Genomic DNA, 26,474 nt, shown 5'->3' with positions numbered 1-26,474 from the left:
GGCGTGAACCACGGCCTCTCCATCTCGGCTTCGGGCGCACTCACCGCCCTCTACAGGCAGGACCTTCTCGCCGGCAACCTCGCCAACCTCGACACCATCGGCTTCAAGCCCGACATCGCGATCACTCGCCAGCGCGACCCCGTCCGACTCGAGGACAACCTGCCCGCCTGGCCCTCGAACGACCTGCTCGAACGGCTCGGGGGCGGCGCGCAACTCGCGCCCAATCGAGTCGCGTTTCGCCAGGGTGTGCTCCGCGCCACCGGCAACCCGCTCGACGTCGCCGTGGAGGGAGAAGGCTTCCTGGTTGTCCGAGTCGCGGGCAGCGGCACGACGGATCGAGTTCGCCTGACGCGCGACGGACGACTGGCTCTCGACGGCCGAGGTCGGCTGGTGACCGCGGCCAGCGGCCTTCCTGTCCTTGACACCGGCAACCGCGAGATCCGCCTGACCGAGTCCGGCAGCATCTCCATCGCACCCGACGGCACGGTGAAGCAGGGCGACACCGCCGTTGCGCAGTTGGCGCTCGCGCGCGTGTCGGACCTGCGCTCCCTGCGCAAGGACGGCCCCGGCCTCTTTGTGCAGGACGCAACCGCGGCCGCATCGCGCACGCGGGCGTCCGGTCGCATCGTCCAGGGTTCCGTCGAGGAGTCCTCGGTGGACGAGATCCGCGTGCTCATGCAGATCCAGGACGCCGCCCAGGCGGCCCAGGCCAACATCGGCCTGATGACGTACCACGACCGCATCATGGACCAGGCGATCAACCGGCTGGGCCGCGTGGCCTGAACGCGGCAAGGGGAACAACGGGCCATGGCGAGCATCGCACTCCAGTCCGCCGCCTCGGGGTTGAGCGCGCTCAACACACAACTCGACGTCATCGCCAACAACCTGGCGAACGTCAACACCGCCGGCTACAAGTCCAGCCGCGCCAACTTCCAGGACCTGATCTACGTCGAGCGCGCCCAGCCCGGCGTCGAGAACGCCAACGGCGACCAGAGGCCGACCGGCCTCTACGTCGGCCTGGGCGTCAAGGTCAGCGGCACGCAACTCGACTTCTCCCAGGGCGCGCCACTCACGACCAACCGCACCCTCGACGTCATGATCGACGGCATCGGGTTCTTCCAGGTCCGCGTCCAGGACGACCTCGGCTCCGGCGGCGTCGCCTACACCCGCGCCGGCAACTTCGACGTGAACGCCGACGGCGAACTCGTCCTCGCCAACGACCAGGGCAGGCGTGTCGATCCGTCGATCCAGATCCCGGCCGACGCCCTCTCCATCGACATCGACTCGACCGGCCGCGTCTTTGTCGCCATCCCCGGCGAGGCCGAGCCGCAGGAAGTCGGCCAGATCGAGATCGCCACCTTCGTCAACCCCGCCGGCCTCAAGCAGATCGGCGAGAACCTCTACGTCGAGTCCGCCGCCAGCGGGCCGCCCATCCTCGGCGAGCCGGGCCTCGAGAACCGGGGCCGGCTCATCCAGGGCATGATCGAAGCCTCCAACGTCGATCCCACGCGAGAACTGATCGAACTCATCCGCACGCAGCGCGCCTTCGAGATGAACAGCCAGACCATCCGCACCGCCGACGAGACGCTCCGCTCCGTCGCGCAACTCCGCCGCTGACGCTCGACCACTACGCCGCATGAACCGAACGTTCGCCATCCTGATGCTCGCCCTCGCCGCCGCCATCGCGCCGGCGCAGGAGATCGCGCTGCGCGGCTCGGTGCGCATCGAGCCTGGCCGGCCCGCGCTGCTCGGCGACGTCGCCGAGCTTGCCGGTGCCGGCGCGGACGCGCTCGCCCGCGTCGTCGTCGCGCCGGACACGATGGCGCTCGCGTCCGGCTGGGTGCGGATCGACGCGGACGCTGTTCGCGCCGCCATCGCCGCCAACGACGAGACGCTGGCCGAACTCGCCACCATCCGCGGGGCGGCGTGTCACGTGCGGGCGCACGCGCCGCCCGCCGCCGCCGACCGGCCCTCGAGACCCGCCGAGGACCCCGCGCCCGACGCGCGCCGCTACGTCGGCGAGCCGACCGTGCGCGGGCACGTCGCCGCGCGCATCGCCTGGATTCTCGGCGTCGATCCCGCCGACCTGCGCCTCTCCTTCGAGGGCAGCGACGCCGACCTGCTCGCCACGCCCACCGCCGACCGCGTTGTTGAAGTCCAGCCCACCGGCCGCTCCGACCGGCTGCCCCTCGCCGTCCGCGTCTACGACGCGGACGGCATCGTCGCCACGGGGACCGTCCGCGTCGGCGTGCTGGTGCGACGCCACGCGCTCGTCGCCTCACGCTCGCTCCGCCGAGGCGAGATCGTGACCGCCGCCGACGTGACCGGCGACGAACACTGGCTTGCGCCGGGCGTGCGCGTCGCCACGCCCGCGGATGCGATCGGCGCGGCCGTCCGCGGCCGCATCGAGCCGGGCGAGCTGCTGACCGTGGACGCCCTCGACGCGCCCATCGTCGTGAACAAGGGCGACCTCGTGACGATCTCCGCGGTCTCCCCCAGCGTCGTCGTCACCGAGATCGCCCGTGCGGTCGAGGCCGGGCGCGTCGGTGACGTGGTTCGGTTCGAATCGGTTGACGGCAAGCGGCGGACCTTCGCCGCGCGGATGAGCGCGCGCGGGCGCGCGGTTGCTTGGGCCGGCTCGGCGACCGTCGCCGCCGCAAGGGAGGACGCACGATGAAACCCGCACGCACGCTCGCCGCCGCCGTTGTCCTGGCGGGTCTCGCGGCCCCCGCGCTTGCGCAGAGCTTCTTCACCCGCGAGAGCGAGGTGCAGCGTGACACGCCCGGCAAGATCGACCCGCACGCGGCGCTGCGCGCCGTGAGCCTCTCGTTCGTGCATCCGCCCATGCCGCGCGAGTTCGCCATCCATGATCTTGTCACCATCATCATCGACGAGACGAGCCGGAGCGAGTCGCAGCAGAAGCTGGAGACCGAGAAGGAGTACGACATCCAGGCCGCGCTCAGGCAGTTCCCGAGCCTGCGTCACCTCATCCAGGGACAGTTCGAGAACGGCGACTCTCAGCGCACCATGCGTCTCGACCTCAGCGGCGGGCACGAGTTCAACAGCGAGGGCAACGCCCGGCGCAGCGACCGCTTCATCGCCCGCATCACCGCCGAGGTCATCGACGTCAAGCCCAACGGCACGCTCGTCCTCGAGGCCCGCAAGCAGATCGTCAAGGACCGCGAGGTGCAGACGATCGTCCTCTCCGGCTCGTGCCGACGCGAGGACGTCACGACGAACAATACCATCACCTCTTCGCAACTCGCCGGGCTGACCGTCGTCCAGTCCACCGACGGCGACCTCAGCCGCGCCACGAAGAAGGGGCTGATCCCCCGCGTCTTCGAGTCCATCTTCAACTTCTGACCCGCCGCACGGAGCCGCATCGTGCCACGACTGTTCACCCTCCTCGCTGCTCTCGCCTGCCTTGCCGGCGCGGCCGCGGCGCAGACCGGCAAGACCACCGTCCGCGAACTCACTCGCTTCGCCGACGAGAGCGAGTTCGTGCTGCGCGGCCTGGGCCTCGTCATCGGCCTCAGCGGCACGGGCGACTCGGGCAAGGACCTCGCACTCGCCCAGCAACTCGCCGAGGTCTTCCGCAACAGCGGCAACCCCATCCCCGACTACAAGACCCTCGAACGCACCAAGAGCGTCGCTCTTGTCATGGTCACCTGCTCCATCCCACCCGGAGGCGCACGCGTCAACGACGCGCTCGACGCCACCGTCTCCGTCGTCGGCAGCGCATCCTCGCTGCGCGGCGGCGAACTCTTCATCACCCCACTCCAAGGCCCGACGCCCGGCTCGCCGCTCTACGCCATGGCGTACGGGCCGGTGACGCTCGAGGACTCGTCCGTGCCCACCCGCGCCCGCGTGCGAATGGGAGCGAAGCTCACCCGCGACGTGAAGGCCGACGCGCCGACCGGGCGCCTCGACCTCGTGCTCGACCCGCCCTTCCGCGGCTACGCCTCGGTGAGCCAGATCGCGGGCACGATCAACGACACGTACTTCAATGCGCCCGTCGCGGGCGAGCGGCGCATCGCCCGGGCGATGGACGACCGCACGATCCGCGTCGAGATTCCCGAGGTCGAACGGGCTGACCCCGCCCCGTTCATCGCCGAGATCCTGGCGACGCCGATCGACGTCGCGCTCCTGCGCCTGCCGGCCCGCGTGATCGTCAACAGCGCGACCGGCTCGATCGTGATGACCGCGGACGTGCGCATCAGCCCCGTCGCCATCACGCACAACGGCCTGACCATCACGACGACGATACCCCCCCCTGTGCCCACCGAGATCGACCCGCTGATCGACCGCACGCGCTGGGCGGGGCTATCCACCGGCGCGCGGCCCGCCGACGCGGCCCGGCTCCAGGATCTCCTCACGGCCTTCAAGCAGCTCGACATCCCGCCCGCCGACCAGATCACCATCATCCAGCAGCTCGCCAAGAGCGGCAACCTGCACGCTGAACTCATCGTGGACTGACGCCGTGCCGACGCTCCCGCTCAACCCGATCGCCGCCGGTACGATGCCGACCCGCATCGTGGGCGCGCCAACGAGCCGCGACCGTCAGGGAGCGGTCCGGCTGCCGTCGTTCACGGACCCGTTGCTGGCCGACGCCCAGCGCACGTTCGCCGAGTCGCTCTCGATCGCCGAGCGCAGGCCGGATGGAACGCGAGCGTCCGCCCGTGAGACCGCCGAGAAGCTCGTCGCCATCACCTTCGTCGAGCCGGTGCTCAAGCGACAGCGCGAGTCCGACGGTGCGGCCCCGCCGTTCGCGCCCGGCCCCGGCGAGAAGCAGTTCCGTGCGCTTCTGGACTCGAGAGTCGCGCACGACATCGTGCGTGCAGCACGCCTGCCCATCGTGGACCGCCTGGCACACGATCTGCTCCGGCGTTCGGTCGGCGCGGGTGGCGATCCGGCACGGAGAGGAGTGGACGGCCATGCATGACGCCCGCATGAACGCGGCCGCGGACCTGGAGGCGGCGCTGCGTGCCCTCGCCGACGCCCACGGCGCGCTGCTGGAAGCGATCGAGTCCCAGCGAGAGGCGGCGCGGCGCGCCGACCCGAGGGGTGTCGAATCCGCCACTCGCGCTCACCTGGCCGCCCTCGCCAGGATCGAAGAAGCCGACGCCGCGCGCCGCGCCGCGGTCGAACGGCTCGCGGGTCCGGACGCGGCATCGATCCCGATCGCCACGCTCGCCGCGGGGCTTCCCGCGCCCGCGCGCGACGTGCTCGAACGCGCCGCCGCCGCACTGCGGCCGCTGGTCGAGCGTGCCGGCCGCGAGCGTGCCCAACTGAGAGAGACGTTTACCGCGCTCGTCTCGCACATGGACGGGCTGATCCAGCAGGTCCACCGCCGACTGAGCCACGCGGGCACCTACGGCCGCGCAGGCCGGGTCGAGACCGGGCGCGTCGTCGTGAGCGGTGTGGACGTGGTGTCGTGAGGAGGATCGTGTGAGCCTGACCGCTGCCATGCTCGCTTCTCAGTCCGCCCTGCACGCGGCGCAGGCCGGCATCCAGGTCGCCGCGAACAACATCGCCAACGCCGCGACTCCGGGCTACTCGCGGCAGGTCGCGCACCTTTCGCCCATCCGGGGCGTCGCCATCGGCAACGGGGGCACCATCGGGCGCGGCGTCATCGTGCAGGACGTCCGCCGCCAGGTCAACGAGGCTCTCCTCGCCCGCTCGTGGGGGAGCATGTCCGAGCACGCCGCCGCCGAGCAGCGCTTCCAGTCCATGTCCGCCGTCGAGAGCGCGCTCAACGAACTCAGCGGCTTCGACCTGTCCTCCGAGCTCGCCGCCTTTTTCAACGCATGGTCCGAGCGGGCGAACCTCACCGAGTCCAGCGCGGTCGTGGTGCAGCGCGGCCTGCAACTGGCGGACTCCGTCCGCCGCCTGCGCTCCGACCTCGGCGCGACCCGCGCGCAGATCGACGGCCAACTCGCCGGAGAGGTCGCCCAGGCGTCAAGCCTGCTGGACCGCATCGCCGAGATCAACCGCACGATCGCCGATGCCGAACAGGGGGTTCGCACCGCCAACGACCTGCGCGACCAGCGAGACCTGCTCGTCGGCCAGCTCGCCGAGATGATCGACGTGAACGTCGTCGAGCAGCCCGATGGCCGATACGACGTCCTCATCGGCTCCTCCCCCGTCGTGCTCGGCGGCACGGCGCGCGGGCTGGAGATGCGCCAGGTCACCATCGACGGCGTCACGCAGGTCCGGGTCACCATCCGCAGCAGCGGCCAGGAGGTCAGGCCGAGCGGTGGACGCATCGGGGGCCTCCTCACGGCGCGCGGTGACGGCATCACCCGCACGATCGACGCCCTCGACACCGTCGCCACCCAACTCATTTTTGCCGTCAATGGCGCGCACGCGACCGGCACGAACGCCTCGGGACTTCCCGATACGTCCTCCGAACTCCGACTCTCGCCCGCCGATCGCTCGCTCGCGCTCAACGATCCCGCGAACTCCGCTCTCGCCTCGCTCCCCTTCGCCCCGCGCACCGGCGGCTTCCTCGTCAACGTCCGCCACGTCGCCACCGGTCTCGTCCAATCCGTTCGCATCGGCGTCGATCTCGACGGCATCACGGCGTCCGGCACAAGCGGGTTCGCCGACGACACGTCCGCCGAATCCATCGCTGCCGCGCTGAACGCGGTCGGCAATCTCTCCGCGGGCTTCACGCCGGACGGCCGGCTCCGTGTCGCCGCCGGCACAGGCTACGACTTCTCGTTCTCCGACGACACCTCGGGCGTGCTCGCTACGCTCGGTGTGAACGCCTTCTTCACCGGGCGAGACGCTTCGGACGTCGGTGTTCGATCCGACCTCGCCGCCAATCCCTCGCGTCTGATGACGGGCGCGATGGTTGACGGGCGGTTCGTCGAGAACGCCACCGCGCTCCGCATCGCAGGCCTTCAGGACACGGCGATCGAAGGCTTGGGCGGGCGCACGCTCCGCGCCGCATGGTCCGACGCCGTGCAGACCGTCGCGGTCTCGACGCAGGCCGCTCAGCTCCGCGCCGAGGCGGCCCGCGTCGTCCGCGACAGCCTCGATGCCCAGCGCGCTTCCGTCAGCGGCGTCAGCCTCGACGAAGAGTCCATGAACCTCCTCAACTTCCAGAAGCAGTACCAGGGCGCGGCCCGCGTCATCGCCCTTGCCGACCAGCTCCTCGACTCCCTCATGTCCATCCTCTGACCGAGCGACCACCATGAGCATGATCCCGTCGAGCCTGACCCGTGTGCCGAACATGCTCGCGGCCCGCGTGGGCGTCGCGCAGATCAACCGCACGAATCTCGCTCTCTTCCGCGTCACCGAGCAGCTCAGCACGGGCCTGGCCGTCATCCGTCCCAGCGACGACGCCGTGAAGGCCGCCGCGCTCCTCGAACTCGAGAGCCGGCTGGCGCGGACCGAGCAGCGGTCCCGCAATCTCGACGCCGCCCGGAGCACGCTCGCCACGCTCGACGACGCGCTCTCGCAGGCTCAGGACCTGCTGCTCGAAGCCAAGTCCACCGCGCAGGCCCAGATCGGCATCGGCTCGAACCCCGAAGAGCGCGCCACGCAGGCGACGATCATCGAGTCGCTCACCTCGGGCTTGCTCCGTCTCGCCAACACCTCCACCATCCTGGGGCACGTCTTCGCGGGCGACACGCCCGGCAGCGCGCCCGTCGAGTCCTTCCTCGGCGGCTTCCGCTTCCGTGCCTCCGGGGGGGGGATGCTCGCCGACCTCGGCCTGGGCGACTCCGTCCGGCTCACCCTCGGTGACAACGGGCCGCTCGGCTCCGCCTCCGCCCGCGTCCGGGGGACGGCCGACCTCAACCCGGGACTCACGCTCGACACACGCCTCGCCGACCTCGACGGCGCGCGCGGCCTCGGCATCGACCGCGGCATCGTCGAGTTCTCCTACGACGATGGCCCGCGCGTCAGTGTCGATCTTGCCTCAGCTGATACCGTCGGCCACGTCGCCGCGCGCCTCACCGCCGCTCTCCGACAGCATGAGACCCAGACCGGCAGAACCATCCTCGGCCCAGCGGGCGTCGGCGTCGCCGACGGTGCGATCACGATCGACCTCGTCGATCCGGGCGGCTCAGGACCACAACTCCGCTTCTTCGACACCGGCGCAGGCTCGACCGCCCGCGACCTCGGCCTGGCCGACGATGCCTCGTTCGTCTTCACGCCCACCGCCGGCCAAGGCCTCGAGACCAACCCGCGACTGACCTGGCTCACACCCATCGACGCTCTGCGCGGCCTCGGCGGCTCGCCTCTCGGCGCCATCCGCCTCTCCGCCCACGGCCACACCCGCACCGTGGACCTGAGCGCGGCCTCCTCGATGCAGGATATGCGGAATCTCATCGAAGGCGCGGGCCTCGGTCTCCGCGTCGAGATCGCCCCCGACGGCACGCTCAGCGTTCTGAACACCGTCGCGGGGGGGGCGGTCTCCGGCCTTGCCATCGAGGACACCGACGGCGGCGGTTCCACTGCCAGCCGGCTCGGCATCCGCACACTCGACCTCGGCACCCGCCTCGAAGCCTTCAACGACGGTCGAGGCGTCTCCATCGCCGACGGCGGCGTCAACCCCGACACCGGCGACCCCGACCCCGCCCTCGACGTCGAGTTCATCATCCGGCTCGGCAACGGCACCACCATCGAGATCGACCTCAGGCCCGCCGACGTAGTCTCCGTCGGCACGCTCCTCGACGCGATCAACTCCCAGGCGGCGGCACAGCTCGCCGCCCAAGGCTTCCCGACGACGCTCTTCCGAGCCTCGATCCCCGACCACGGCTCCGGCGGCATCGTCCTCACGCAGGACGACTCGTACCCCGGCATGACCGACCGCATCTCCGTCGAGCCACGCAACAACAACCCTGCCGCCTTCCAGCTCGGTCTGATGGACGGGCGGTGGGACGCGGGCAGCGCAAGTCTGATCGGATTGGACCGCGCAAAGGTGCGCGTGGACGGCATCTTCACGCACCTCGCCGACCTCCGCGAGGCTCTGCTGAAGGATGACACGCCTGGCATAGCGGTTGCTGCGGAGGGGATCGAGCGTGCGCTCGAGCGGCTGGCGCAGTCGCGGGCGCTCGTGGGCGGCTACTCGACCCGGGTGGACCGGGAGGCGGACACGGTGGAACAGCGGCGCGTGCTCGACGAGACCTTCCGCAGCCGGCTCCGCGACGCCGACTACGCCGAGGTCGCCTCGCGTTTCGCGCTGCTCCAGACGCAACTGAGCGCTGGGCTTCAGGTCGCCGCGGCGGCCAACTCGCTCTCGCTCCTGGACTTTCTTCGGTAGGGGTTGGATGCCGGCCCGGCCCGCGTGAGCGGGTCGAGTCGATTGGAACCGGATCGGATGGCCCGCCGCGGCCGCGGGCCGAGCACGACAGGACGTCGCCCGGTCGAAGGACGACCGGGGCTCGAACGTTGACGACAGGCCGAACGACGGAGCGCGCCCATGGAAGTGCGTACCACTCGCTTCGGGGTGATCGAGATCGCGGAGGACCGCGTGATCACCTTCCCGCGCGGGCTGCTCGGGTTCCCCGAGCACACGCGCTACTGCCTCCTCGAACCCGGAGAAGACGCCTGCTTCTTCTGGCTCCAGTCGCTCGACGACCCGGAACTGGCGTTCGTCGTCACCGATCCGAGCCTGTTCGTGCCCGACTACTCCGTGCCCATCCGTCCCGAGCAGATGGCCGAACTCGGGCTGTCCCGCCTCGAGGACTCGCAGGTGTTCGTGATCGTGAACAAAGTGGACCAGACCCTGACGGGCAATCTGCAAGGCCCCCTGGTCATCAACACGCTGACCCGCGCGGGCGAGCAGCTCGTGCTCGCGGAGAAGCGGTGGACGACGCGGCACGCCCTGATGAAGGTCGCGCCCGCGCCGCGAGCCGCCTCCGCGTGAGTCGATTGTGTTCTTCCGGCTCGGGGGGCGAAGGACGCCCCCGCACGACGCACTTTCCCGCGTGCCGCGGCGACCCGCCGGCACGGAGGCCGAAGGAGCCGACCCATGCTCGTTCTTTCCCGTCAGCGCGACGAGACGATCATGATCGGAGACGTGATCGAGATCACGGTCGTCGACATCCGGGGCGACAAGGTCCGCCTCGGCATCACCGCGCCGACGACCATCGCCGTTCATCGCAAGGAGGTCTACGAGGCCATCCGACGCGAGAACGAGCAGGCGTCTCGCCTCGACGGCGGGGACGCCCAACTGCTCAGCCAGACCATCCAACCCGGGCCGGCGCGGGCGGGCGTTCGCTCGCGCGCCGCGGAACTCGCACGTCCCGTCCGTCCCCAGACCGCCGCGACCGCGCCGACGCCGGCCGCGCCACGCGCTCGATGACCGCGCGCAGCACGCACTTAGCCTCAATCACGGAGGATTGTCATGGCTAGGATCAACACGAACATCCCCAGCATGATCGCGCAGGCGCACCTGCGCTCCACCAACGCGGAACTGGGGTTGAGGCTCGAACGCCTGTCCACCGGGCTGCGGATCAACCGCGGCAGCGACGACCCGGCGGGCCTCATCACGTCCGAGCGCATCCGATCGGACCTCGAGGGCGTGCGCCAGGCCTTGCGCAACGCGGAGCGCTCCAGCAACGTCATCGCCACGACCGAGGCCTCCCTCGCCGAGGTGAACGACCTGCTGAACTCCATCCGTGCCCTCATCGTCGAGGCCGCCAACACCGGCGCAAACTCCGAGGACGAGCGCAACGCCAACCAGCTCCAGATCGACTCGGCCATCGACTCCATCACCCGCATCAGCAATACCGCCACCTTCGGCGGTCTCAAGCTCCTCAACGGCTCCCTCGACTACACGCTCTCGGGACTCGCTCCCAGCGCCATCGACCACGCCCGCATCACCCACGCCAGCTTCGTCGGCAACGCCGCCATCCAGGTCGACGTGGACGTCATCGCCTCCGCCCAGACCGGCAACCTCTTCTACAACGGCGGCACCACGCCCCCGGGCGAGGTGCTCTCCACCGTCACACTCGAGATCGCCGGACCCAAGGGCGTCCAGGTGCTCACCTTCGCCTCCGGCATCCCGCTCTCCGACGTCGCCAACGCCATCAACAAGCTTTCCTCCGCCACGGGCGTCAAGGCACAACTCATCAACGGCGACGTCAACTCCGGCGTCGTCTTCAGCAGCGTGGACTACGGCTCTGCCGCCTTCGTCTCCGTCAAGCGCCTCAACCCGCCCAACAACCCCAGCGACGACGCTTGGATCCTGCACAAGTTCAACGATGGCGTCCCCATGCCCGACTACACCGGCGGGTTCCCCTGGACCGACGTCATCACCGCCACACGCGACAAGGGACAGGACGTCTCTGCGCTCGTCAACGGCATCGTCGGCAGCGGCAACGGACTCCGCGTCAAACTCAGCACCCAGACCCTCGGCGTGGACCTCCTCCTCGACGCCGACTTCGCCACCGACCCGACCTCCTCCAGCAGCACCTTCTACGTCACCGGCGGCGGGGCGATGTTCCAGGTCGGTCCCGAGGTCTCCATCCAGCAGCAGATCAACGTCGGCATTCCCTCCGTCGCCGCCTCGAACCTCGGCGCGACGCTCATCAACGGCACCCTCGCGTTCCTCTCCTCGCTCAAGTCAGGTGGTGAGAACTCCATCACCGCTTCGATGGCACGCAACGACTTCACGGGGGCGAACCAGGTCATCGCCGCCGCAATCGACGAGACATCGGTCCTCCGAGGCCGACTCGGCGCCTTCGAGCGCAACGTGGTGCAGACCAACGTCCGCTCGATGCAGGCCGCGTTCGAGAACCTGAGCGCAAGCAGTTCCGCCATCCGCGACGCGGACTTCGCCCTCGAGACTTCGCAACTGAACCGTGCCCAGATCCTCGCCTCGGCCGGCGCGACCGTGCTCACGATCGCCAACCAGCAGGCGCAGCAGGTTCTCCAGTTGCTCGGCTGATTCTTATCGGACCATCCGCCGATCCGACACACGTCCCGCCCCCCAGGGCGGGGCGTCTTTGTGCGCTCCAGACGCCCCGGCTTCCGGGTGAACGCAAGAAAAGGCGTCACGAAGTCTCAAGGCGGACTCAACCGACCTCCCGCCGCATCCGATCCCACCTGAACCTCGGTTTCCCCCGGCAGGTGGAGCCGAGCGTGATCGCCCGGGCGTTCCGGGTCGGTTCCGCGACGGTGCGTTTCCGTCGGGGGCCGTGGGTCGGCTGCTCGTTGCGGCGACCACGACAAACGGACGGTTGGAACGGACAGCCCCGTCCCAGATCAGCGCACGGAGGACCCCATGAGTCGGATCAACACGAACGTTCAGTCCCTGGTGGCCCAGCGCGTGCTCGGCCTGAACAACTCGAACCTCAGCAAGTCGCTCGAGCGGCTGAGCACCGGCCTGCGGATCAACCGCGGGAAGGACGACCCCGCGGGGCTGATCGCCTCCGAGGCCCTCCGCGCCGAACTCAAGGCGACGAACGCCGCGATCGCCAACGCCCAGCGTGCCGATCAGGTCGTGAACATCGCCGAGGGCGGTCTGCAGGAGATCTCCGGTCTGCTCACCGAGCTCCAGGGCCTCCTCACCGCCAGCTCGAACTCCGCCGGCCTCTCTCAGGACGAGCGTCAGGCGAACCAGCTCCAGATCGACTCCATCCTCCAGACCATCGACCGCATCTCCAGCAGCACCGCCTTCCAGGGCATGAAGCTCCTGAACGGCAACATGGACTTCACGGTCGAGAGCGTCTCGTCGGCCATCACCGACTACCGCATCAACGCCGCCAAGTTCACCGGCTCCAGCCTCGGCGTCGACCTCGTCGTGACCCAGTCCGCCCAGCAGGGCATCATGTTCCTCTCCATGGGCGGCACCGCGCTGAACTTCGGAGGCGCGAACGCCGGCAACTTCACCATCGAGATCACCGGCAGCAAGGGAAGCCGCGAGCTTTCCTTCGCCTCCAACACCTCGCTCGCCACCATCGTCGCCAACATCAACAGCTTCACCGACGTGACCGGCCTCGTCGCCTCGGTCGCTGCCGAGGGCGCCTTCACCGGCGGCTTCACCATCAAGAGCGACGGCTTCGGCTCCAACGAGTTCGTCTCCGTCAAGGTCGTCAATGACGCCGGCATCCAGAACGGCGACGACAACCTCGGCATCTATCACTTCGAGTCCGACGACGCCTCCACCGTCAACACCACGATCGCCGCCAAGTTCGACTCCAACACCGCCGCCAACGGTCTCCGCGACTCCGGTCAGGACGTCGGCATCAACATCAACGGCATCGCGGCCACCTCGCGCGGCAAGACCGCACGCATCAACACCGACACCCTCGACCTCGAGGTCACTCTCGCCACCGCCGACGCCCAGTCGCTCCAGACCCTCTCCGCCTTCACCATCACCGGCGGCGGCGCGTCCTTCCAGCTCGCCGGCTCCGTCGACATCGCCGGCAAGGTCTCCCTCGGCATCGCGGACTTCGCGGTCCGCAAGCTCGGCAACAGCAGTATCGGCTTCCTCAACGACCTCGCCGCCGGCCGCGCCTACAACATCGTCGATAGCGACGGCACGTCCGCCCAGAAGATCGTCGGCGAGGCCATCGCCCAGATCTCCGCAGCCCGCGGACGCCTCGGCGCCTTCCAGAAGAACACCGTCGGCGCCACCATCCGCTCCCTCGGCATCGCGGTCGAGAACACCGCCGCCGCCGAGAGCTCGATCCGCGACGCCGATTTCGCCTCCGAGACCGCCGAGCTGACCCGCTCGCAGATCCTCGCCCAGGCCTCGACCCAGGTTCTGGCGCTCGCCAACTCGCAGCCGCAGGCCGCCCTGGCCCTCCTTGGCTGATCCTTCTGAACCCATATACGGAGCGGGCGTCCTGCCCGCCTCCTCTCCTCCAACCCCACTCGCCCCGGCCCGCGCCGGGGCGTTTTTCTTTCCACCCCCCTCCCGGTGGCACAGGCGTCCCGCCTGTGCCCGTTCTTCATCTCGCTCCGTCCGACCTCTCGCTCCGCCCGCCCCGGCGCGATGATCTCCCTCAACGCGCTCCACCCTGCCGATTCGCACGAGCAGGTACCGACGGTGCGTGGACATGGGGCGCACAGAACGCCGTCACGACCCCGTGGCCTCATATCGAGACCTAAAAGAACGGGAACGGCCACTGCTCAAGCGAGTCAGACGCGACGCTTAGGGTGATTGGGTACCACCGCCCCGCAGTCGTATCGTAGAAGAAGTTAACACGAAGCATTCCCGCTTGTCCATCGCCATAGACCACGCGCACAGTAACGTGGGCGGAGGATGGCGTACCGTCGATCCTCTGGCCTTCGGACGCTGAGAGACGGCCGGTAGGGGGGATAAACACGCTCATCGACGCGCGCACCCCTTCGTATGGCCATCTGTCTCGTGTGTAATCGACGGACATGCCTACGCCGATCTCCGCCCACTGCTGGTCCAGAGCGTGGATGTCCATCCTCCGTGTGGAACGTTCCGACCACAGCGTCTGAAACAGGTGTGCGTCGTCCATGTGCGACGTGTCGAGCGGGTGGATCAGCCGCCACTCGGACCAGTCCTCAGCGATCGCCAGGCACATCGGGTGGTCGATCGTGGCGGCGCGCGCCGACATCGTAACGAGGTACGGGGTCGAGTCGCCGGAAAGCAAGGACAGGAGAACAGCTCGCGCACACTCGTACAGATCCCGAGGAGCGTTGAAGTCCAAGGCGGCTTCGTGATTGGTTCCGCCTTGGTTGAGCATCGGCGCGCACAGGGCATCCAGAACGGCCTGCAGAGCATCGCGGTTTGTGGTCCGAGGATCGAGCCAGGCTTGACGCGACTCGTGCTCCGGCCGCGCGCGTCCAGCCGGTGCTTCAGGCGTGCGACACGCGCTGACAAGCAGGGCAGCGACGGTAAGCACAACCGCCGCCGCCACCGCAATGCGTCGTACAACTGTGGCAGCGTCAGACGCCGCCATCACGAACCGGAGGTGAGGCAACGCGGTGCCGAAGGAGGTGTCGTCTGGCGTCCATCGCTGCAGACCATGCCCGAGTTGCAGCAGGTGTTCTGTCCGGTCGCACCGGACGCCCCGCAGGTGTACCACCCGCAGCATTTCTGGCTGTTCAGGCAGGTCGAGATCTCGAACCATGTGTTCCCGCACCAGCCGCCGCATGATTGCCGGCCGAACCCGGCCGAGTCGAGACCGTTGTCTTCGATGGCAAACACCTCGTCCTCGATGGATGCATAGCACGCGAGGGTGAGGGAGCAAAGGGCACAGGCGGCCAAGGTGCTGATCAAGAGTCGAACACGGTACGTCATCGTGGAGTTCCTCTCTTCATGAGTGTGGTGTGGTGGGACAGAAACGCGACAACGATCAGGCAGAGCAGCACTCCGTTCCGGGCGAGCGCCGTTGGGATCGAGGTGGAAGCACCAAGGCAAGGGCAGGAATCGTGAATGCCGCGGAAGTATGCGACGCCCAGAATGCCGCTGAAGAGCGCGAGTATCAGCCCGGCCATGCTGCTTGCAAAGACCGGTCAGCGGCCGGCAAGAAGCAGCAACCCCAATACCCACTCGAAGAGGCCGACAGTGATCACGCCCACAGTTGGCAGCTGCATCGAAGTCAACTGCTCAACAAAGTGCTTCGCAGGCGCAGGATGCAGCCACTTCAGCACTCCGGCAAGCACGAAGACCGCGCCGACAAGCAGGTCGCAACAGAGCGCCCCCCCCCCTAACCAAACGGGAAGGGCCAGTACGTTCCCGCTGCAAGGCTCGGACTCGATCCGCGATCATGACCCCAGAGTACCAATGGGGGGTCAAGCAGGCAACGCGCCTCATCCCCGATCATCGGTAGGAGCATGTTTGGGTGGATCGGCCGAACCAGTTGGTACCACCGAAGCGCAGTTGTGCCACTGGAGACGCATCGAGGCCGGGTGCTCTTGGTAGACGGTTGGTCGGGGGATGCGTGACTCGGTCGCATGCCTTCGACGGATTACCGCATTCCTTGGTGAATGACGCTCAAGGCACAGGCGTCCCGCCTGGGCCACTCCCCCTCTCGCTCCGTCCAACCTCTCGCCCCGCACGCTCCGGCGCGCCGATCCTTCAGCACCGATGCCCGTGCGCACCAAGCCAGCCACCGACACCCTCCCCCCGGCTCTCCGGCGCACGCGCGACACATTCCTCGCCTACCTCCGCGTCGAGTGCGGCCTGAGCGCGAACACCCTCGAGGCCTACGGCCGCGACCTGCGCGACCTGCTCGACGACCTCCGCCGTGCGGGCGTTCAGAAGCCCGACGACGTAACGCCCCGCGCCCTCGTCGCCCACGTCGCCTCGCTCAGCAGCGACCGCAGCCTCGCGGCCTCTTCCGTCGCCCGCCACCTGGCGACCATCAAGGTGCTTTTCCGCTGGCTGCACGCCCAGGGCCGCATCCCCGAGAACCCCGCCGACTACCTCGACCAGCCGACGCGCTGGAAGCGCCTGCCCAGCGTCCTCTCGCCGAAGCAGGTGCGCGCCCTGCTCGCAGCCCCGCGCCCCGACCCGGACGCGCCGGACGACGCTCCCCCCCTCTGGATCCGCGACCGGGCGATCCTCGAACTCCTGTACGCCAGCGGCCTGCGCGCCAGCGAGGTCGGAACGCTCGCCCTCGCGGACCTCGTCCGCGACCTCGGCGTCCTCCGCGTTACAGGCAAGGGCGACAAGCAGCGCCTCGTGCCCATGGGCGTGCCTGCCCGCGACGCCCTCGACCGCTACCTCGCCGACTGCCGCCCGCGCCTCGTGCGTGAGGACGGGCGCGACCTCGGCCGCGTCTTCCTGTCGCGCACCGGTCGCCCGCTCGAACGCGTCGCCGTCTGGCAGATCGTGACCCGCCACGCCCGGGCCGCGGGGCTGGAGGGCGTCCATCCGCACGTCCTGCGCCACAGTTTCGCCACCCACCTGCTCGCGGGCGGCGCGGACCTGCGCACCGTGCAGGAACTCCTCGGCCACGCCGATGTCGCCACCACCCAGGTCTACACCCACGTCGACCGCTTCCACCTCAAGGACGTCCACCGCAAGTACCACCCTCGCAGGTGAGGCTGGAACGAGCCTCGCTCTGAAGGGTGAGAACAACGATCCCGCCGTACACTCCCCCTATGCGTCGATCGCTCCTCCAGGCCCGCGACGCCCTTGACCGGCTTCTCGCCGACGCCGATGCCGTCGAGCGCATCGCCCGGGCCGCCGCCCTCGTCGCCGAGCGGTTCGGCGCGGGGGGCAAGGTGCTCGCTTGCGGCAACGGAGGCTCGGCCTGCGACGCCATGCACTTCTGCGAGGAACTCACAGGCCGCTTCCGCCACGACCGCCCCGCCCTTCCCGCGATCGCCTGCACCGACCCCGGCCACATCACCTGCACCGCGAACGACTACGGCTACGAGCGGGTCTTCAGCCGCTGGGTCGAGGCCCTCGGGCGCGAGGGCGACGTCCTCTTCGCGCTCAGCACCAGCGGCAACTCCGAGAACGTCGTGCGGGCGGTCGAGGCCGCACGCGAGCGCGGCATCGTCACCGTCGCCCTGCTCGGGGGCGACGGCGGGCGGCTCCGCGCCCGGTGCGACCTCGAATGGATCGTCCCCGGCGACACCAGCGACCGCATTCAGGAACTGCACATGCTCATCCTGCACTGCATCGTCGAGGGGGTCGAGCGAGCGCTCGCCGGCGAGTAACGGCAGCGAGGCAGTGGGGGGTCGGCGAGGCTGGGGCAGCGGGGGCACGACATGAGCGAAGACGGAGCAACGCGCAGGGCACGCCCCGACCCGATCGGCCGGCGCATCATCGGCGCGGCCGTCATCTCGCTCGCCTACGGCGCGGTCTGGTGGTTCGGCTTTTTCCGGCCGCTGAACTCCTGGGTCAACGGCGCGATCATCGCCACCGTGCTGCTCTGCACGCTGCCGCCGGCGCGCGTGCGCCCGTTCGTCGGCGCAGCCGCGCTGCTCGGCCTCGCGGCCGTCATGCACTTCGAGGTGCGGCACACGCTCATGGCGATCGCGCTGGCTGTCCTCGCCGCCCTCTCGCTCGCCGACGGGATGTACGACCTGCGCGCCCGCCAGGCCCGCTCGTGAGTCGGCTCAGGACCGCTGGCGGAGCAGGTCGCGGATCTCCCGCAGCAGCGTCACGTCCTCCGGCGGTGCGGGCGGTGGCGCGGCCTGCTTTTCCTTCTCGAACCGGCGCTTCGCCTCGTTCATCGCCTTCACCACGATGAACAGCGCGAGCGCGACGATCAGCAGGTTGATGAGCGCGTTGATGAACTCGCCGTAGCCGATCGTCACGGCGGGCGTCGACACCGCTCCCGCGGCATCGACGACCGCTTCCCGCAGCACGAGCCGCTTCTCCGCGAAGTCCACGCCGCCCATGAGAAGGCCGATGGGAGGCATCATCACCTTGTCCACGAGCGCCTTCACGACGCCCGTGAAGGCCGCCCCGATCACGATCCCGACCGCCATGTCCACGACGTTCCCGCGCAGCGCGAACTCACGGAACTCTCGGATCAGAGGCATGGGATTCTCCTGTGGTGGTGCGTTCTCGCCCCGAACGGGGCAGCCCGGAGTCTACCGTGGCGCCGCACAACCCGCGTAGAATCGCGACACCGGGGGCGACCGGCCGTCCCGGACGGCGGCCGGCGGCACGATCCGAGACCAGAGGACCGCGAGATGCCCTATTACATGAAGCTCGGCGAGCTGCCCGCCAAGCGCCACGTCCAGTTCCGCAGGCCCGACGGTGCGCTCTACTCCGAGGAACTCTTCGGCACCGACGGTTTCGTCGGCCCCACCAGCACCCTCTACCACATCCACCCGCCCACGCAGGTATCAGGCTGGAAGACGCTCTACGTCACGCGCCCCGAGTACGTCGAGTGCGAGGTGATGCGCATGCGACACCTCAAGACCGCCCCCATGAAGCCCAAGGGCGACCCGGTCACGGGTCGCGTCGTTGTCCTCGGCAACGCCGACGTCGAGATGGCTGTCTGCGTCCCAGCCGAGCAGATGAACTACCACTTCAAGAACGGCCAGGGCGATGAGTGCCTCTTCGTCCATTACGGGTCGGGCGTTGTCCACACCATGTTCGGCACCCTCCGTTTCCGGCCCAAGGACTACATCGTCATCCCCAAGGGCACCATCTACCGCGTCGAGTTCAACCCCCTGCGCGACGACGAACGACCCGCCGGCCTCACCCGCGCCGACATGCCCCTCGGCAAGTTCATCGCCTTCGAGACCGCCAACGGCAGCCACATCCTCCCCCCCCCTCGGTACCTCTCGAAGAAGACCGCCCAGTTCCTCGAACACGCGCCCTACTGCGAGCGCGACTTGCGCGTCCCCGAGCTGCCCCTCACCTACGACCACCGCGGCGAGTTCGAGGTCCGCATCAAGGCCCGGGACTGCGTCCACTCCTATGTCTACGGCTACCACCCGCTCGACGTCGTCGGCTGGGACGGGTGCTACTACCCCTATCTCTTCAACATCGACGAGTTCGCCCCCATCGTCGGCAAACTCCACATGCCACCGCCCATCCACCAGACCTTCGAGGGCCACAACTTCGTTATCTGTTCCTTCTGCCCGCGCGTGCTGGACTTCCACCCCGAGGCCATCCCCATCCCCTACAACCACTCCAACATCGACTCCGACGAGGTGCTCTACTACGTCGAGGGCAACTACAAGGCCCGGCGCGGGATCGAGTCCGGCTCGATCAGCCTCCACCCGCAGGGCATCCCGCACGGCCCGCATCCCGGCACCGTCGAGAAGAGCCTCGGCAAGACGCACACCGACGAACTCGCCGTCATGTGCGACACCTTCCGCCCGCTCTTCCCCACCAAGGCTGCGCTCGAACTCGACGACCCGCACTACCCCGAGTCCTGGCGAGCGGACCACCACGCTCCGGGGGAGAAGCGAGACAACGGCGGAACCACGAACGTCTGGACCTGACGCCGCCTCGCGGGCAGGCGCTGTAGGATGCCGACGAGTCAACCAAGGAGGGCCGAGCCATGAGCCTGCCGCTGTTCCAGGTCGATGCGTTCACCGGGCAGACCTTCCGCGGGAACCCGGCTGCCGTGGTGCTCCTCGACTCCTGGATCGGCGACGACGTGATGCAGGCCATCGCCCGCGAGAACAACCTCTCCGAGACTGCCTTCGTCGGGCCGGCCACCGTGCCGGGCGCGGACTTCGCCATCCGTTGGTTCACGCCCACGACCGAGGTGGACCTGTGCGGGCATGCCACGCTCGCCGCGGCCCACGTCCTCCTCAACCACCGCGGGCACAAGGGCGACCGCGTCGTTTTCGAGAGCAGGTCCGGCCTGCTGCCCGTCTCGCGCGAGAACGGCGCGATCGCCCTCGACTTCCCCGCGTGGAACCCCGATCCGGTCGAGATCACGCCCGACCTCGTCGAGGCCCTCGGCGCGCGCCCCAGCGAGTGCTACCGCTCGCGCGACCTCCTCGCCGTGTTTGAATCGAAGAAGGACGTGCTGGGCCTGCGGCCCGACTTCAAGCGCATCGCTGCCCTCAACGGCTACGGCGTGATCGTCACCGCGCCGGGCGCGGGGCACGATTTCGTCAGCCGTTTCTTCGCCCCGAGCCTCGGCGTCGATGAAGACCCCGTCACCGGCTCCGCCCACTGCACCCTCACGCCCTACTGGTCCAAACGCCTCGGCAAGCGATCGCTCACCGCCCACCAGGTCTCCAAGCGCGGCGGCGAACTCCGCTGCACCATGAACGGCGACCGCGTTCACCTCGCCGGCCGTGCCGTTACCTACCTCGAAGGCACGATCGCCGTCTGAGGGCGGGCGCGCTCGCGGCGCGCCCCGCCCCGGCCCGATACCATCCGGACGGATGCCCGACCAGAAGCCCGATCGCCCCCGCGCCGACCGCGTCCGCCTGCCCGAGCAGGACGCGTCGCTTTACCTGCACCCGCAGACGCTCGCGCGCCTGCGTACCTTCGAGTTGCGGGCGAAGATGATCGTCGAGGGCGTGATGAGCGGCCAGCACCGCTCACCCTACCAGGGCTTCAGCGTCGAGTTCGCCCAGCACCGCCCCTACGTCGCCGGCGACGACCTGCGCCACCTCGACTGGAAGGTCTTCGCACGCTCCGACAAGCTCCACCTCAAGCAGTACCAGCAGGAGACCAACCTCGACCTTGTGGCGATGGTGGACGCCTCCGGCTCGATGGACTACGGCAGCCGATCCTTCGCCGAGGCCTCCGGGGTCGGGCGCAAGACGAGCCTCGACGGGCGCGACTACTGGAGCAAGTTCGACCATGCCACCGCTCTTGCCGCCGCGATGTGCTACGTCACGCTCCGCCAGGGTGACCGCGCGGGCGTCGTGGTCTTCGCCGATGAGGTCCGGGCGATGGTGCGGCGCTCCTCCTCGACCGCCACGTGGCGGCAGGTCGTCGGCGCGCTCTCCACGCACCCGGTCGATCGACCGACCGACCTTGCTCGCGCCACCGACCAGACGCTCGCCAAGATCACCAACCGCTGTCTGATCGTCCTTATCAGCGACTTCTTCGAAGACCCGGAACGCATCCGTGCCGCGTTCGCTCGCATCAAGCACCGCGGGCACGACCTGATCGTGTTCCAGGTGCTTGACCGCGCGGAGCGCACGTTCGAGTTTGCCGAGTCCGCGCCCTTTGAGGGGCTGGAGGGCGAGGCCGTGCTCCGCGTGGACCCGCGCGCGATCCGCAGGGCATACCTCGACTCGATCAACGCCCACGTCGGGCGCGTCGAAAAGATCACGCGGTCGTTCGGCTTCGACTACCAGCTCGTGGACACCCACGACTGGCTCGGCCCACCCCTCGCCGCATTCGTCGCCCGCCGGAACGCCCAGATCAAGCGGAGCAAGTACGGGTGAGCGAGCCATGAGCGTTCTTCATCCCGCCCTCCTTGCCGCCGGACTCGCGTGCATCGCCGCGCCGATCATCATTCACTTTCTCATGCGCCGGCGCCGGCGGCCCGTGCGCTGGGCCGCGATGCGGTTCCTCATCGAGGCCTACCGCCAGCAGAAGCGCCGCCTCCGCCTCGAACAAATGCTCCTGCTCGCCCTGCGATGCCTGCTCATCGCGCTCATCGCCTTCGCGCTCGCGCGCCCGCTCGCCGGCCGAGCCGGGATCGCCGGCCCGGGCCCGCGCACCGTCTATCTCGTGATTGACGACAGCCTCACGAGCGGGGCGTCCGATGAGAGCGGCACGACCGCACTCGCGCGCCACAAGGCCGCAGCGGAGGCGATCCTCAGGACGCTCGACGCCTCTCGCGGCGACCGGGCCGCGCTCCTCACGCTCGGCGCGCCCGCCGACGCGCCCGTCGTTCCCCCCTCGTCCGACCTCGGCTCGATCCGCCGCCTCGTCGGAACGCTCACGCCGACCGATGCGCCCGCCGACTTTGCCGGCGCGTTCTCGCGCATCGCGGCGGACCTCGGTCCCGAAGGCCAGGACCGACCCCTTGTCGCCGTCCTGAGCGACTTTCTCGCAGGCTCTGTGCGCGATGCCGAGCGCCTCCCCGAACTCCCGCGCCGCGCCACGATCACGACGACCGCGCCCGCTCGCATGCCCGTGTCGAACATCGCGCTCGTCGCGCTCGAACCGCTCCGGCCCGTCATCCTCGCGGGCGCAGCCGGTCCCGAGAGCGCGGCGGCCCCTGCGGGATCGACCCAGGTGCGTGCTGACCTCCACCGGTTCGGCCCCGCCACCGCTACCGCCGCCGCGACCACCGTGCGCCTCTTCGCCGAATCCGCCCGCGTCGGCGACGCGACCCTCGTCGGCGAGACTTCCGTCCGCTGGTCGCCGGGCCAGAGCCAGGCGACCGCGAGCGTCCCCCTCGAACTCGAACGCCTCGCTCCCGCGCTGCGTGAAGGGGCAACCTCTGTAGTGCTCCGCGCCGAGATCGACCCTGACGCCCTGCAACGCGACGACTCCCGCCTGGTCTCGATCGCGCTGCGCGACGAGCTGCGCGTCGCACTCATCGGCACGCGCCGCGGCGGCACGCGACCGACGATCGACGCCTTCGCGCCCGCCGACTGGGCACGCCTCGCTCTCGAACCCGCCGCCGACCGCTTCGGCGCGCCCGTAGGCCGCGTGCGGGTGTCGGAGATCGACCCTCGCGCCGTCGATGCCCCGCGCCTCGCGGGCGCGGACGCCGTCTTCGTCCTCGAACCGGACGCGATCGACTCCGCGGCGTGGGCGCGCCTGCGTGCGTTCGCCGACTCGGGCGGCCTCGTGGTCGTCACCCCGGCCGCGCGCGACGGCGCACAGACCTGGCCTGACCTCATGCTCGAAGCCTTCTCGCTCGACTGGACCGTCGAACGCGAACCTCGCACGCTCGACACGGGCACGATCGCGGCCGAACGGCCCGCAGCGGGTGAACTCGACCTGCTCGCCCTGCTCGCGGGTGAGTTGACGCACCTCGCAGCGCCGGTGCACGTCTCGCGCGTGCTCGCGGCCGATCCCGCCCGGGGGGCGGGGCACGCCGTGCTTACGCTCTCGGACGGCACACCCCTCGTCCTCGCGGCGCGACCCGAGCAGATCGAGAACGCCCCCCCCTCGCGCGGCGTGATCGTCTACATCGCCTCCGCGCTCGACCTTGATTGGACCGACCTTCCCGCTCGTCCGCTGACGGTGCCGCTCCTGCAGGAGATCGTCCGGCAAGGTGTCGGCCGCGCGGGCGGTGCGTGGGTGTCACCCGCCGGGTCCGTGCCCGCCGTGCCGCCTTCCGCCGTCGAGCTTCGCTCGCACGAAGGCACAACGGTGGCGGTCGAGTCGGGCCGCGCGGCGCAACCGCTCAGGCGTGCAGCCGCGTGGCGTGCGCTCGACCGTGATGGTGTCGGGCGCGGCACGATCCTCGTCAACCCGGACACTCGCGCCTCACGCACCGACATCACCCCCCCCGACGAGGTGCGCCGCTGGCTCGGCGCGGCGACCCCCGGGCGCGACACGCGCACGCTCGATGACGGCACGACCGCCCAGCAGGGCGAGTCCGCCGCGAGCCTCGGCGACGACGACCCCGCAACGCCGCTCAGCCTGCCGCTGCTCGTCGCGGCCGCGCTCGTCGCGCTGGCCGAACTCGCCGTCGCCCGCTTCGCCAGCCACGCGACCGTTCCACGGACAGCCCCCCCCTCGGAGGCGGCGACGTGAACGATCTCCTCGTCCAACTCTTCGGACTCTCCGCCCTCCGACCCGGGGAGGAGGGCGTTCGCTTCGCCCTCGAACGCCCGATGCCCGCCTGGGGGTGGGCCGTTGTCACGCTCGCCGCCGCCGGGTTCGCCGCATGGTCGTACTCGCGCCTCGTCGGCCCGCGTGCGCCGCGCGCCGTCCTCGCCGGCGTTCGGTGGCTCACGTTGCTCGTTCTTGTGCTGCTCGCGGCCGGGCCGCACCTCGTCCGTGAGAACCGCCGGGTGGAGCGCGACTGGGTCGTCGTGCTGCTCGACCGCTCGGCCTCGATGACCATCCCCGACGCTCCGGGCCGCCGCACGCGCGATGAGCAACTCTCCGATGCCCTGCGCCGCTCCTGGCCCGCGTGGCAGTCCCTCGCCGATGAGCACAACATCCTCTGGCTCGGCTTCGATGCTGGCGCGTACGACCTGGCCTCGGACCAGCACGGCGTGCGCCTGAGCGACGCGGAGGGGCGTCGCACCGCCATCGGCGCCGCGCTGGCACAGGCCGCGCAACGCGTCGCCGCACGCCCGGTTAGCGGCATCGTCATCGTTTCCGACGGCCGCTCAGCCGACGAGCCGGACCGCACCCTGCTCCGCCGCCTGCGGGCCGAGCGCATCGGCATCTACGCCGTTCCTCTCGGCAGTGCGACGCCGTCGAGCGACCTCGCGGTCACCGCGGCGGATGCGCCGACCGCCGCGTTCGTCCGCGACACGGTGCCCGTCACCGTGACCGTTGAGCAGGTGGGCGGCGGCGACGCTACGCCCGCCGTCGTGCGCCTCATCGACGAACGCACAGGCCGCACCCTCGACGAGCGCCGCGTCGAGGTCGCCGAGGGGACGCCGACCGAAGTTGTCCTCTTCACCCGCCCCGAGGCAGCGGGCGAAGCACGCTGGAGCGTCCGCGTCATCCCTGACGTGCCGGACCTCTCCGATGCGAACAACGCCCGGAGCCTCACGCTCGAACTCGACGACAGCCCTCTCCGCGTCGTTTACTTCGACGGCTACCCGCGCTGGGAGTACCGCTACGTCAAGGACCTGCTCGTGCGCGAGGAATCCATCCGCTCCTCCGCCACGCTCCTCGCCACGAGCCGGCGTTCCATCCAGGAAGGCGACGTCGCCCTCACGCGCATGCCACGTTCCACGGAGGACTGGGCCGAGTTCGACGCCGTCATCCTCGGCGACTTGCGCTCCGACAACTTCAGCGCTGAACAACTCGAGAACCTCCGCGACCACGTCGCGAACCGCGGCGGCGGACTGCTCTGGATCGCCGGCCCCGGCGCGACCCCCGAGTCCTGGCGCAACACCCCGCTCGCCGACCTGCTCCCGTTCACGCTCTCTCCCCGCGCCGGCGCGTCCGGCTTGGTCCGGTCCTTCGATGGACCCGTCACCATGGCCCGTACCGAGCGCGGCGAGCGCCTCGGCGTCCTCCGCCTCGACGACGCCGCCGAGCGCGGCTGGCCCGCACACCTTTCCGACCCCGCTACCGGCTGGAGCCTCCTCCGCTGGGCGCAGCGCCTCGACCGCTCACAACTCAAGCCGACGGCGGAGGTGCTCGCCGTCGCTCTTCCCGCCTCCGAGTGGACGCCGGACCCGCTCGACCGCGACCTCTCCTCGGCCCCCCCCCTCGTCGTCACCATGCGATACGGCGCGGGGCGCGTCGTCTACGTCGCCACCGACGAGACCTGGCGCTGGCGCTACGGCCGCGGCGAAGCCCTCACCGAACGCTTCTGGCTCCCGCTCGTCCGCCTTCTCGGGCGCGACAGCCTCGCCCGCGGCGGGCGCGCCGCCGTCATCGAAGCCTCCCCCCCCCGCGCCGCCGTCGATCAGGCCGTTCAGGTCTCCCTGCGGCTCGCCGATCAGTCCCTCGCCGACCTGCGCCCCGCCTCGCTTCGCGTGCGCGTCGAGCGTGAGCCTCGCCCCGGCGAACCCCCCGCGCCACCGGTCCGGCTCACGCTCGCGCCCGACGAGGCGACACCCGCCGGCGCGCCCGGCGCCTACACCGCGACCTGGGTTCCCGCCGAGCCGGGCGTCTACCGCGTCGTCGCCGACGACCCGATCCTGGCCGGCCTCGCCCTCTCGGCGGAGGTTCGCGTCGCCCTCCCGGACGACGAACTCCGCACACCCCAGGCCGATCACGCCACGCTTGCGGCTCTCGCAGAGCAGACCGACGGTGCTGTCATCCAGCCCGACGCCCTCGCCGACCTGACCACCATCCTTCCCAACCGCGAACTGATCCTCGACGGCACCCCGGACGTCGAAACCCTCTGGGACCGGCCAATCGTGCTCGCCATCCTCGTCTTCCTCCTGACGATCGAATGGGTCGGCCGACGGCTCATCCGCCTCGCCTGACCGCTCCTCCCAACGCCCCAACCGGCCCGTGGGGCATTTTCTGAGAACCCGAC

At 69.8% G+C, this 26,474-nt stretch carries 23 protein-coding genes; 20 read left to right on the top strand and 3 right to left on the bottom strand.

The annotated features are described in order from the left end of the window. Positions 1–3 precede the first annotated feature (3 nt). The 12 genes from FBT69_03110 to FBT69_03055 all read left to right on the top strand — a co-directional run bounded on the left by FBT69_03110 (position 4) and on the right by FBT69_03055 (position 13,777). Positions 4–783: a flagellar hook basal-body protein gene (locus tag FBT69_03110; protein MDL1903786.1), complete on the top strand. Its 780-nt coding sequence runs from the start codon at positions 4–6 to the stop codon at positions 781–783. A 24-nt stretch (positions 784–807) separates the two neighbouring features. Continuing rightward, positions 808–1,617: a flagellar basal-body rod protein FlgG gene (gene flgG / locus FBT69_03105; GenBank protein MDL1903785.1), complete on the top strand. Its 810-nt coding sequence runs from the start codon at positions 808–810 to the stop codon at positions 1,615–1,617. A gap of 19 nt (positions 1,618–1,636) precedes the next feature. After that, the gene (gene flgA, locus FBT69_03100; protein ID MDL1903784.1) at positions 1,637–2,677 is read left to right on the top strand and encodes a flagellar basal body P-ring formation protein FlgA; all 1,041 of its coding nucleotides are present in this window, start codon (positions 1,637–1,639) and stop codon (positions 2,675–2,677) included. Beyond that, positions 2,674–3,363 carry a flagellar basal body L-ring protein FlgH gene (locus FBT69_03095; protein MDL1903783.1) on the top strand — a complete coding sequence of 230 codons (690 nt, stop codon included), beginning with the start codon at positions 2,674–2,676 and terminating at the stop codon, positions 3,361–3,363. The genes flgA and FBT69_03095 overlap by 4 nt, the downstream gene beginning before the upstream one ends. A gap of 18 nt (positions 3,364–3,381) precedes the next feature. Further along, positions 3,382–4,476, top strand: a complete 1,095-nt coding sequence (locus FBT69_03090; GenBank protein ID MDL1903782.1) for a flagellar basal body P-ring protein FlgI — start codon at positions 3,382–3,384, stop codon at positions 4,474–4,476. Positions 4,477–4,658: 182 nt separating this feature from the next. Then, positions 4,659–5,438, top strand: coding sequence for a flagellar protein FlgN (locus FBT69_03085; GenBank protein ID MDL1903781.1), 780 nt, complete (start codon positions 4,659–4,661; stop codon positions 5,436–5,438). A 10-nt stretch (positions 5,439–5,448) separates the two neighbouring features. Beyond that, positions 5,449–7,185: a flagellar hook-associated protein FlgK gene (gene flgK, locus FBT69_03080; GenBank protein ID MDL1903780.1), complete on the top strand. Its 1,737-nt coding sequence runs from the start codon at positions 5,449–5,451 to the stop codon at positions 7,183–7,185. Between the two features lie 13 nt (positions 7,186–7,198). Then, complete coding sequence (locus tag FBT69_03075) at positions 7,199–9,274, top strand: hypothetical protein (GenBank protein MDL1903779.1); 2,076 nt, start codon at positions 7,199–7,201, stop codon at positions 9,272–9,274. A 159-nt stretch (positions 9,275–9,433) separates the two neighbouring features. Next, positions 9,434–9,880 (top strand): flagellar assembly protein FliW, encoded by a 447-nt coding sequence (locus tag FBT69_03070; GenBank protein ID MDL1903778.1) that lies wholly within the window; start codon positions 9,434–9,436, stop codon positions 9,878–9,880. Positions 9,881–9,985: 105 nt separating this feature from the next. Further along, positions 9,986–10,318 carry a carbon storage regulator CsrA gene (csrA, locus tag FBT69_03065; GenBank protein ID MDL1903777.1) on the top strand — a complete coding sequence of 111 codons (333 nt, stop codon included), beginning with the start codon at positions 9,986–9,988 and terminating at the stop codon, positions 10,316–10,318. A 42-nt stretch (positions 10,319–10,360) separates the two neighbouring features. Continuing rightward, entirely contained in the window at positions 10,361–11,905 is a 1,545-nt protein-coding gene (locus tag FBT69_03060) for a flagellin (GenBank protein MDL1903776.1), read from the top strand. Positions 11,906–12,241: 336 nt separating this feature from the next. Beyond that, the gene (locus tag FBT69_03055; protein MDL1903775.1) at positions 12,242–13,777 is read left to right on the top strand and encodes a flagellin; all 1,536 of its coding nucleotides are present in this window, start codon (positions 12,242–12,244) and stop codon (positions 13,775–13,777) included. 292 nt (positions 13,778–14,069) lie between these two features. Here FBT69_03055 and FBT69_03050 read toward each other — a convergent pair whose 3' ends face one another. Further along, the gene (locus FBT69_03050; GenBank protein MDL1903774.1) at positions 14,070–15,092 is read right to left on the bottom strand and encodes a hypothetical protein; all 1,023 of its coding nucleotides are present in this window, start codon (positions 15,090–15,092) and stop codon (positions 14,070–14,072) included. A 361-nt stretch (positions 15,093–15,453) separates the two neighbouring features. Next, positions 15,454–15,699 carry a DoxX family membrane protein gene (locus FBT69_03045; protein MDL1903773.1) on the bottom strand — a complete coding sequence of 82 codons (246 nt, stop codon included), beginning with the start codon at positions 15,697–15,699 and terminating at the stop codon, positions 15,454–15,456. A gap of 328 nt (positions 15,700–16,027) precedes the next feature. On the opposite strand from FBT69_03045, the gene FBT69_03040 reads away from it, so the two are divergent. The 3 genes from FBT69_03040 to FBT69_03030 are packed head-to-tail and all read left to right on the top strand — an operon-like array spanning position 16,028 to position 18,006. Further along, positions 16,028–16,987 (top strand): tyrosine recombinase, encoded by a 960-nt coding sequence (locus tag FBT69_03040; GenBank protein MDL1903772.1) that lies wholly within the window; start codon positions 16,028–16,030, stop codon positions 16,985–16,987. A gap of 59 nt (positions 16,988–17,046) precedes the next feature. After that, on the top strand, positions 17,047–17,610 hold the full coding sequence (gene gmhA, locus FBT69_03035) for a D-sedoheptulose 7-phosphate isomerase (GenBank protein ID MDL1903771.1): 564 nt from the start codon (positions 17,047–17,049) through the stop codon (positions 17,608–17,610). Between the two features lie 51 nt (positions 17,611–17,661). Next, positions 17,662–18,006 carry a hypothetical protein gene (locus FBT69_03030; protein MDL1903770.1) on the top strand — a complete coding sequence of 115 codons (345 nt, stop codon included), beginning with the start codon at positions 17,662–17,664 and terminating at the stop codon, positions 18,004–18,006. 6 nt (positions 18,007–18,012) lie between these two features. On the opposite strand, the gene mscL is transcribed toward FBT69_03030, so the two are convergent. Then, positions 18,013–18,441, bottom strand: a complete 429-nt coding sequence (gene mscL / locus FBT69_03025) for a large-conductance mechanosensitive channel protein MscL (protein ID MDL1903769.1) — start codon at positions 18,439–18,441, stop codon at positions 18,013–18,015. A 153-nt stretch (positions 18,442–18,594) separates the two neighbouring features. Here mscL and FBT69_03020 point away from each other — a divergent pair, with 153 nt between their 5' ends. The 5 genes from FBT69_03020 to FBT69_03000 are packed head-to-tail and all read left to right on the top strand — an operon-like array spanning position 18,595 to position 26,421. Beyond that, a complete protein-coding gene (locus tag FBT69_03020; protein MDL1903768.1) occupies positions 18,595–19,860 on the top strand; it encodes a homogentisate 1,2-dioxygenase in 1,266 nt (421 codons plus the stop codon). Positions 19,861–19,919: 59 nt separating this feature from the next. Continuing rightward, entirely contained in the window at positions 19,920–20,708 is a 789-nt protein-coding gene (locus FBT69_03015) for a PhzF family phenazine biosynthesis protein (GenBank protein MDL1903767.1), read from the top strand. A gap of 52 nt (positions 20,709–20,760) precedes the next feature. Beyond that, the gene (locus FBT69_03010) at positions 20,761–21,777 is read left to right on the top strand and encodes a DUF58 domain-containing protein (GenBank protein MDL1903766.1); all 1,017 of its coding nucleotides are present in this window, start codon (positions 20,761–20,763) and stop codon (positions 21,775–21,777) included. A 7-nt stretch (positions 21,778–21,784) separates the two neighbouring features. Continuing rightward, a complete protein-coding gene (locus tag FBT69_03005) occupies positions 21,785–24,052 on the top strand; it encodes a hypothetical protein (protein ID MDL1903765.1) in 2,268 nt (755 codons plus the stop codon). Beyond that, positions 24,049–26,421 (top strand): hypothetical protein, encoded by a 2,373-nt coding sequence (locus tag FBT69_03000; GenBank protein ID MDL1903764.1) that lies wholly within the window; start codon positions 24,049–24,051, stop codon positions 26,419–26,421. Before FBT69_03005 ends, FBT69_03000 begins: the two co-directional genes overlap by 4 nt. The last annotated feature ends 53 nt before the right edge of the window (positions 26,422–26,474 follow it).

Origin of the sequence: Synechococcales cyanobacterium CNB, assembly GCA_030263455.1 — a bacterium.
In the GTDB taxonomy this organism is placed as follows: Bacteria; Planctomycetota; Phycisphaerae; order Phycisphaerales; family UBA1924; genus CAADGN01.
Note: the sequence above shows the minus strand (reverse complement) of the source record. Positions and strands in the feature narration are given on the sequence as shown.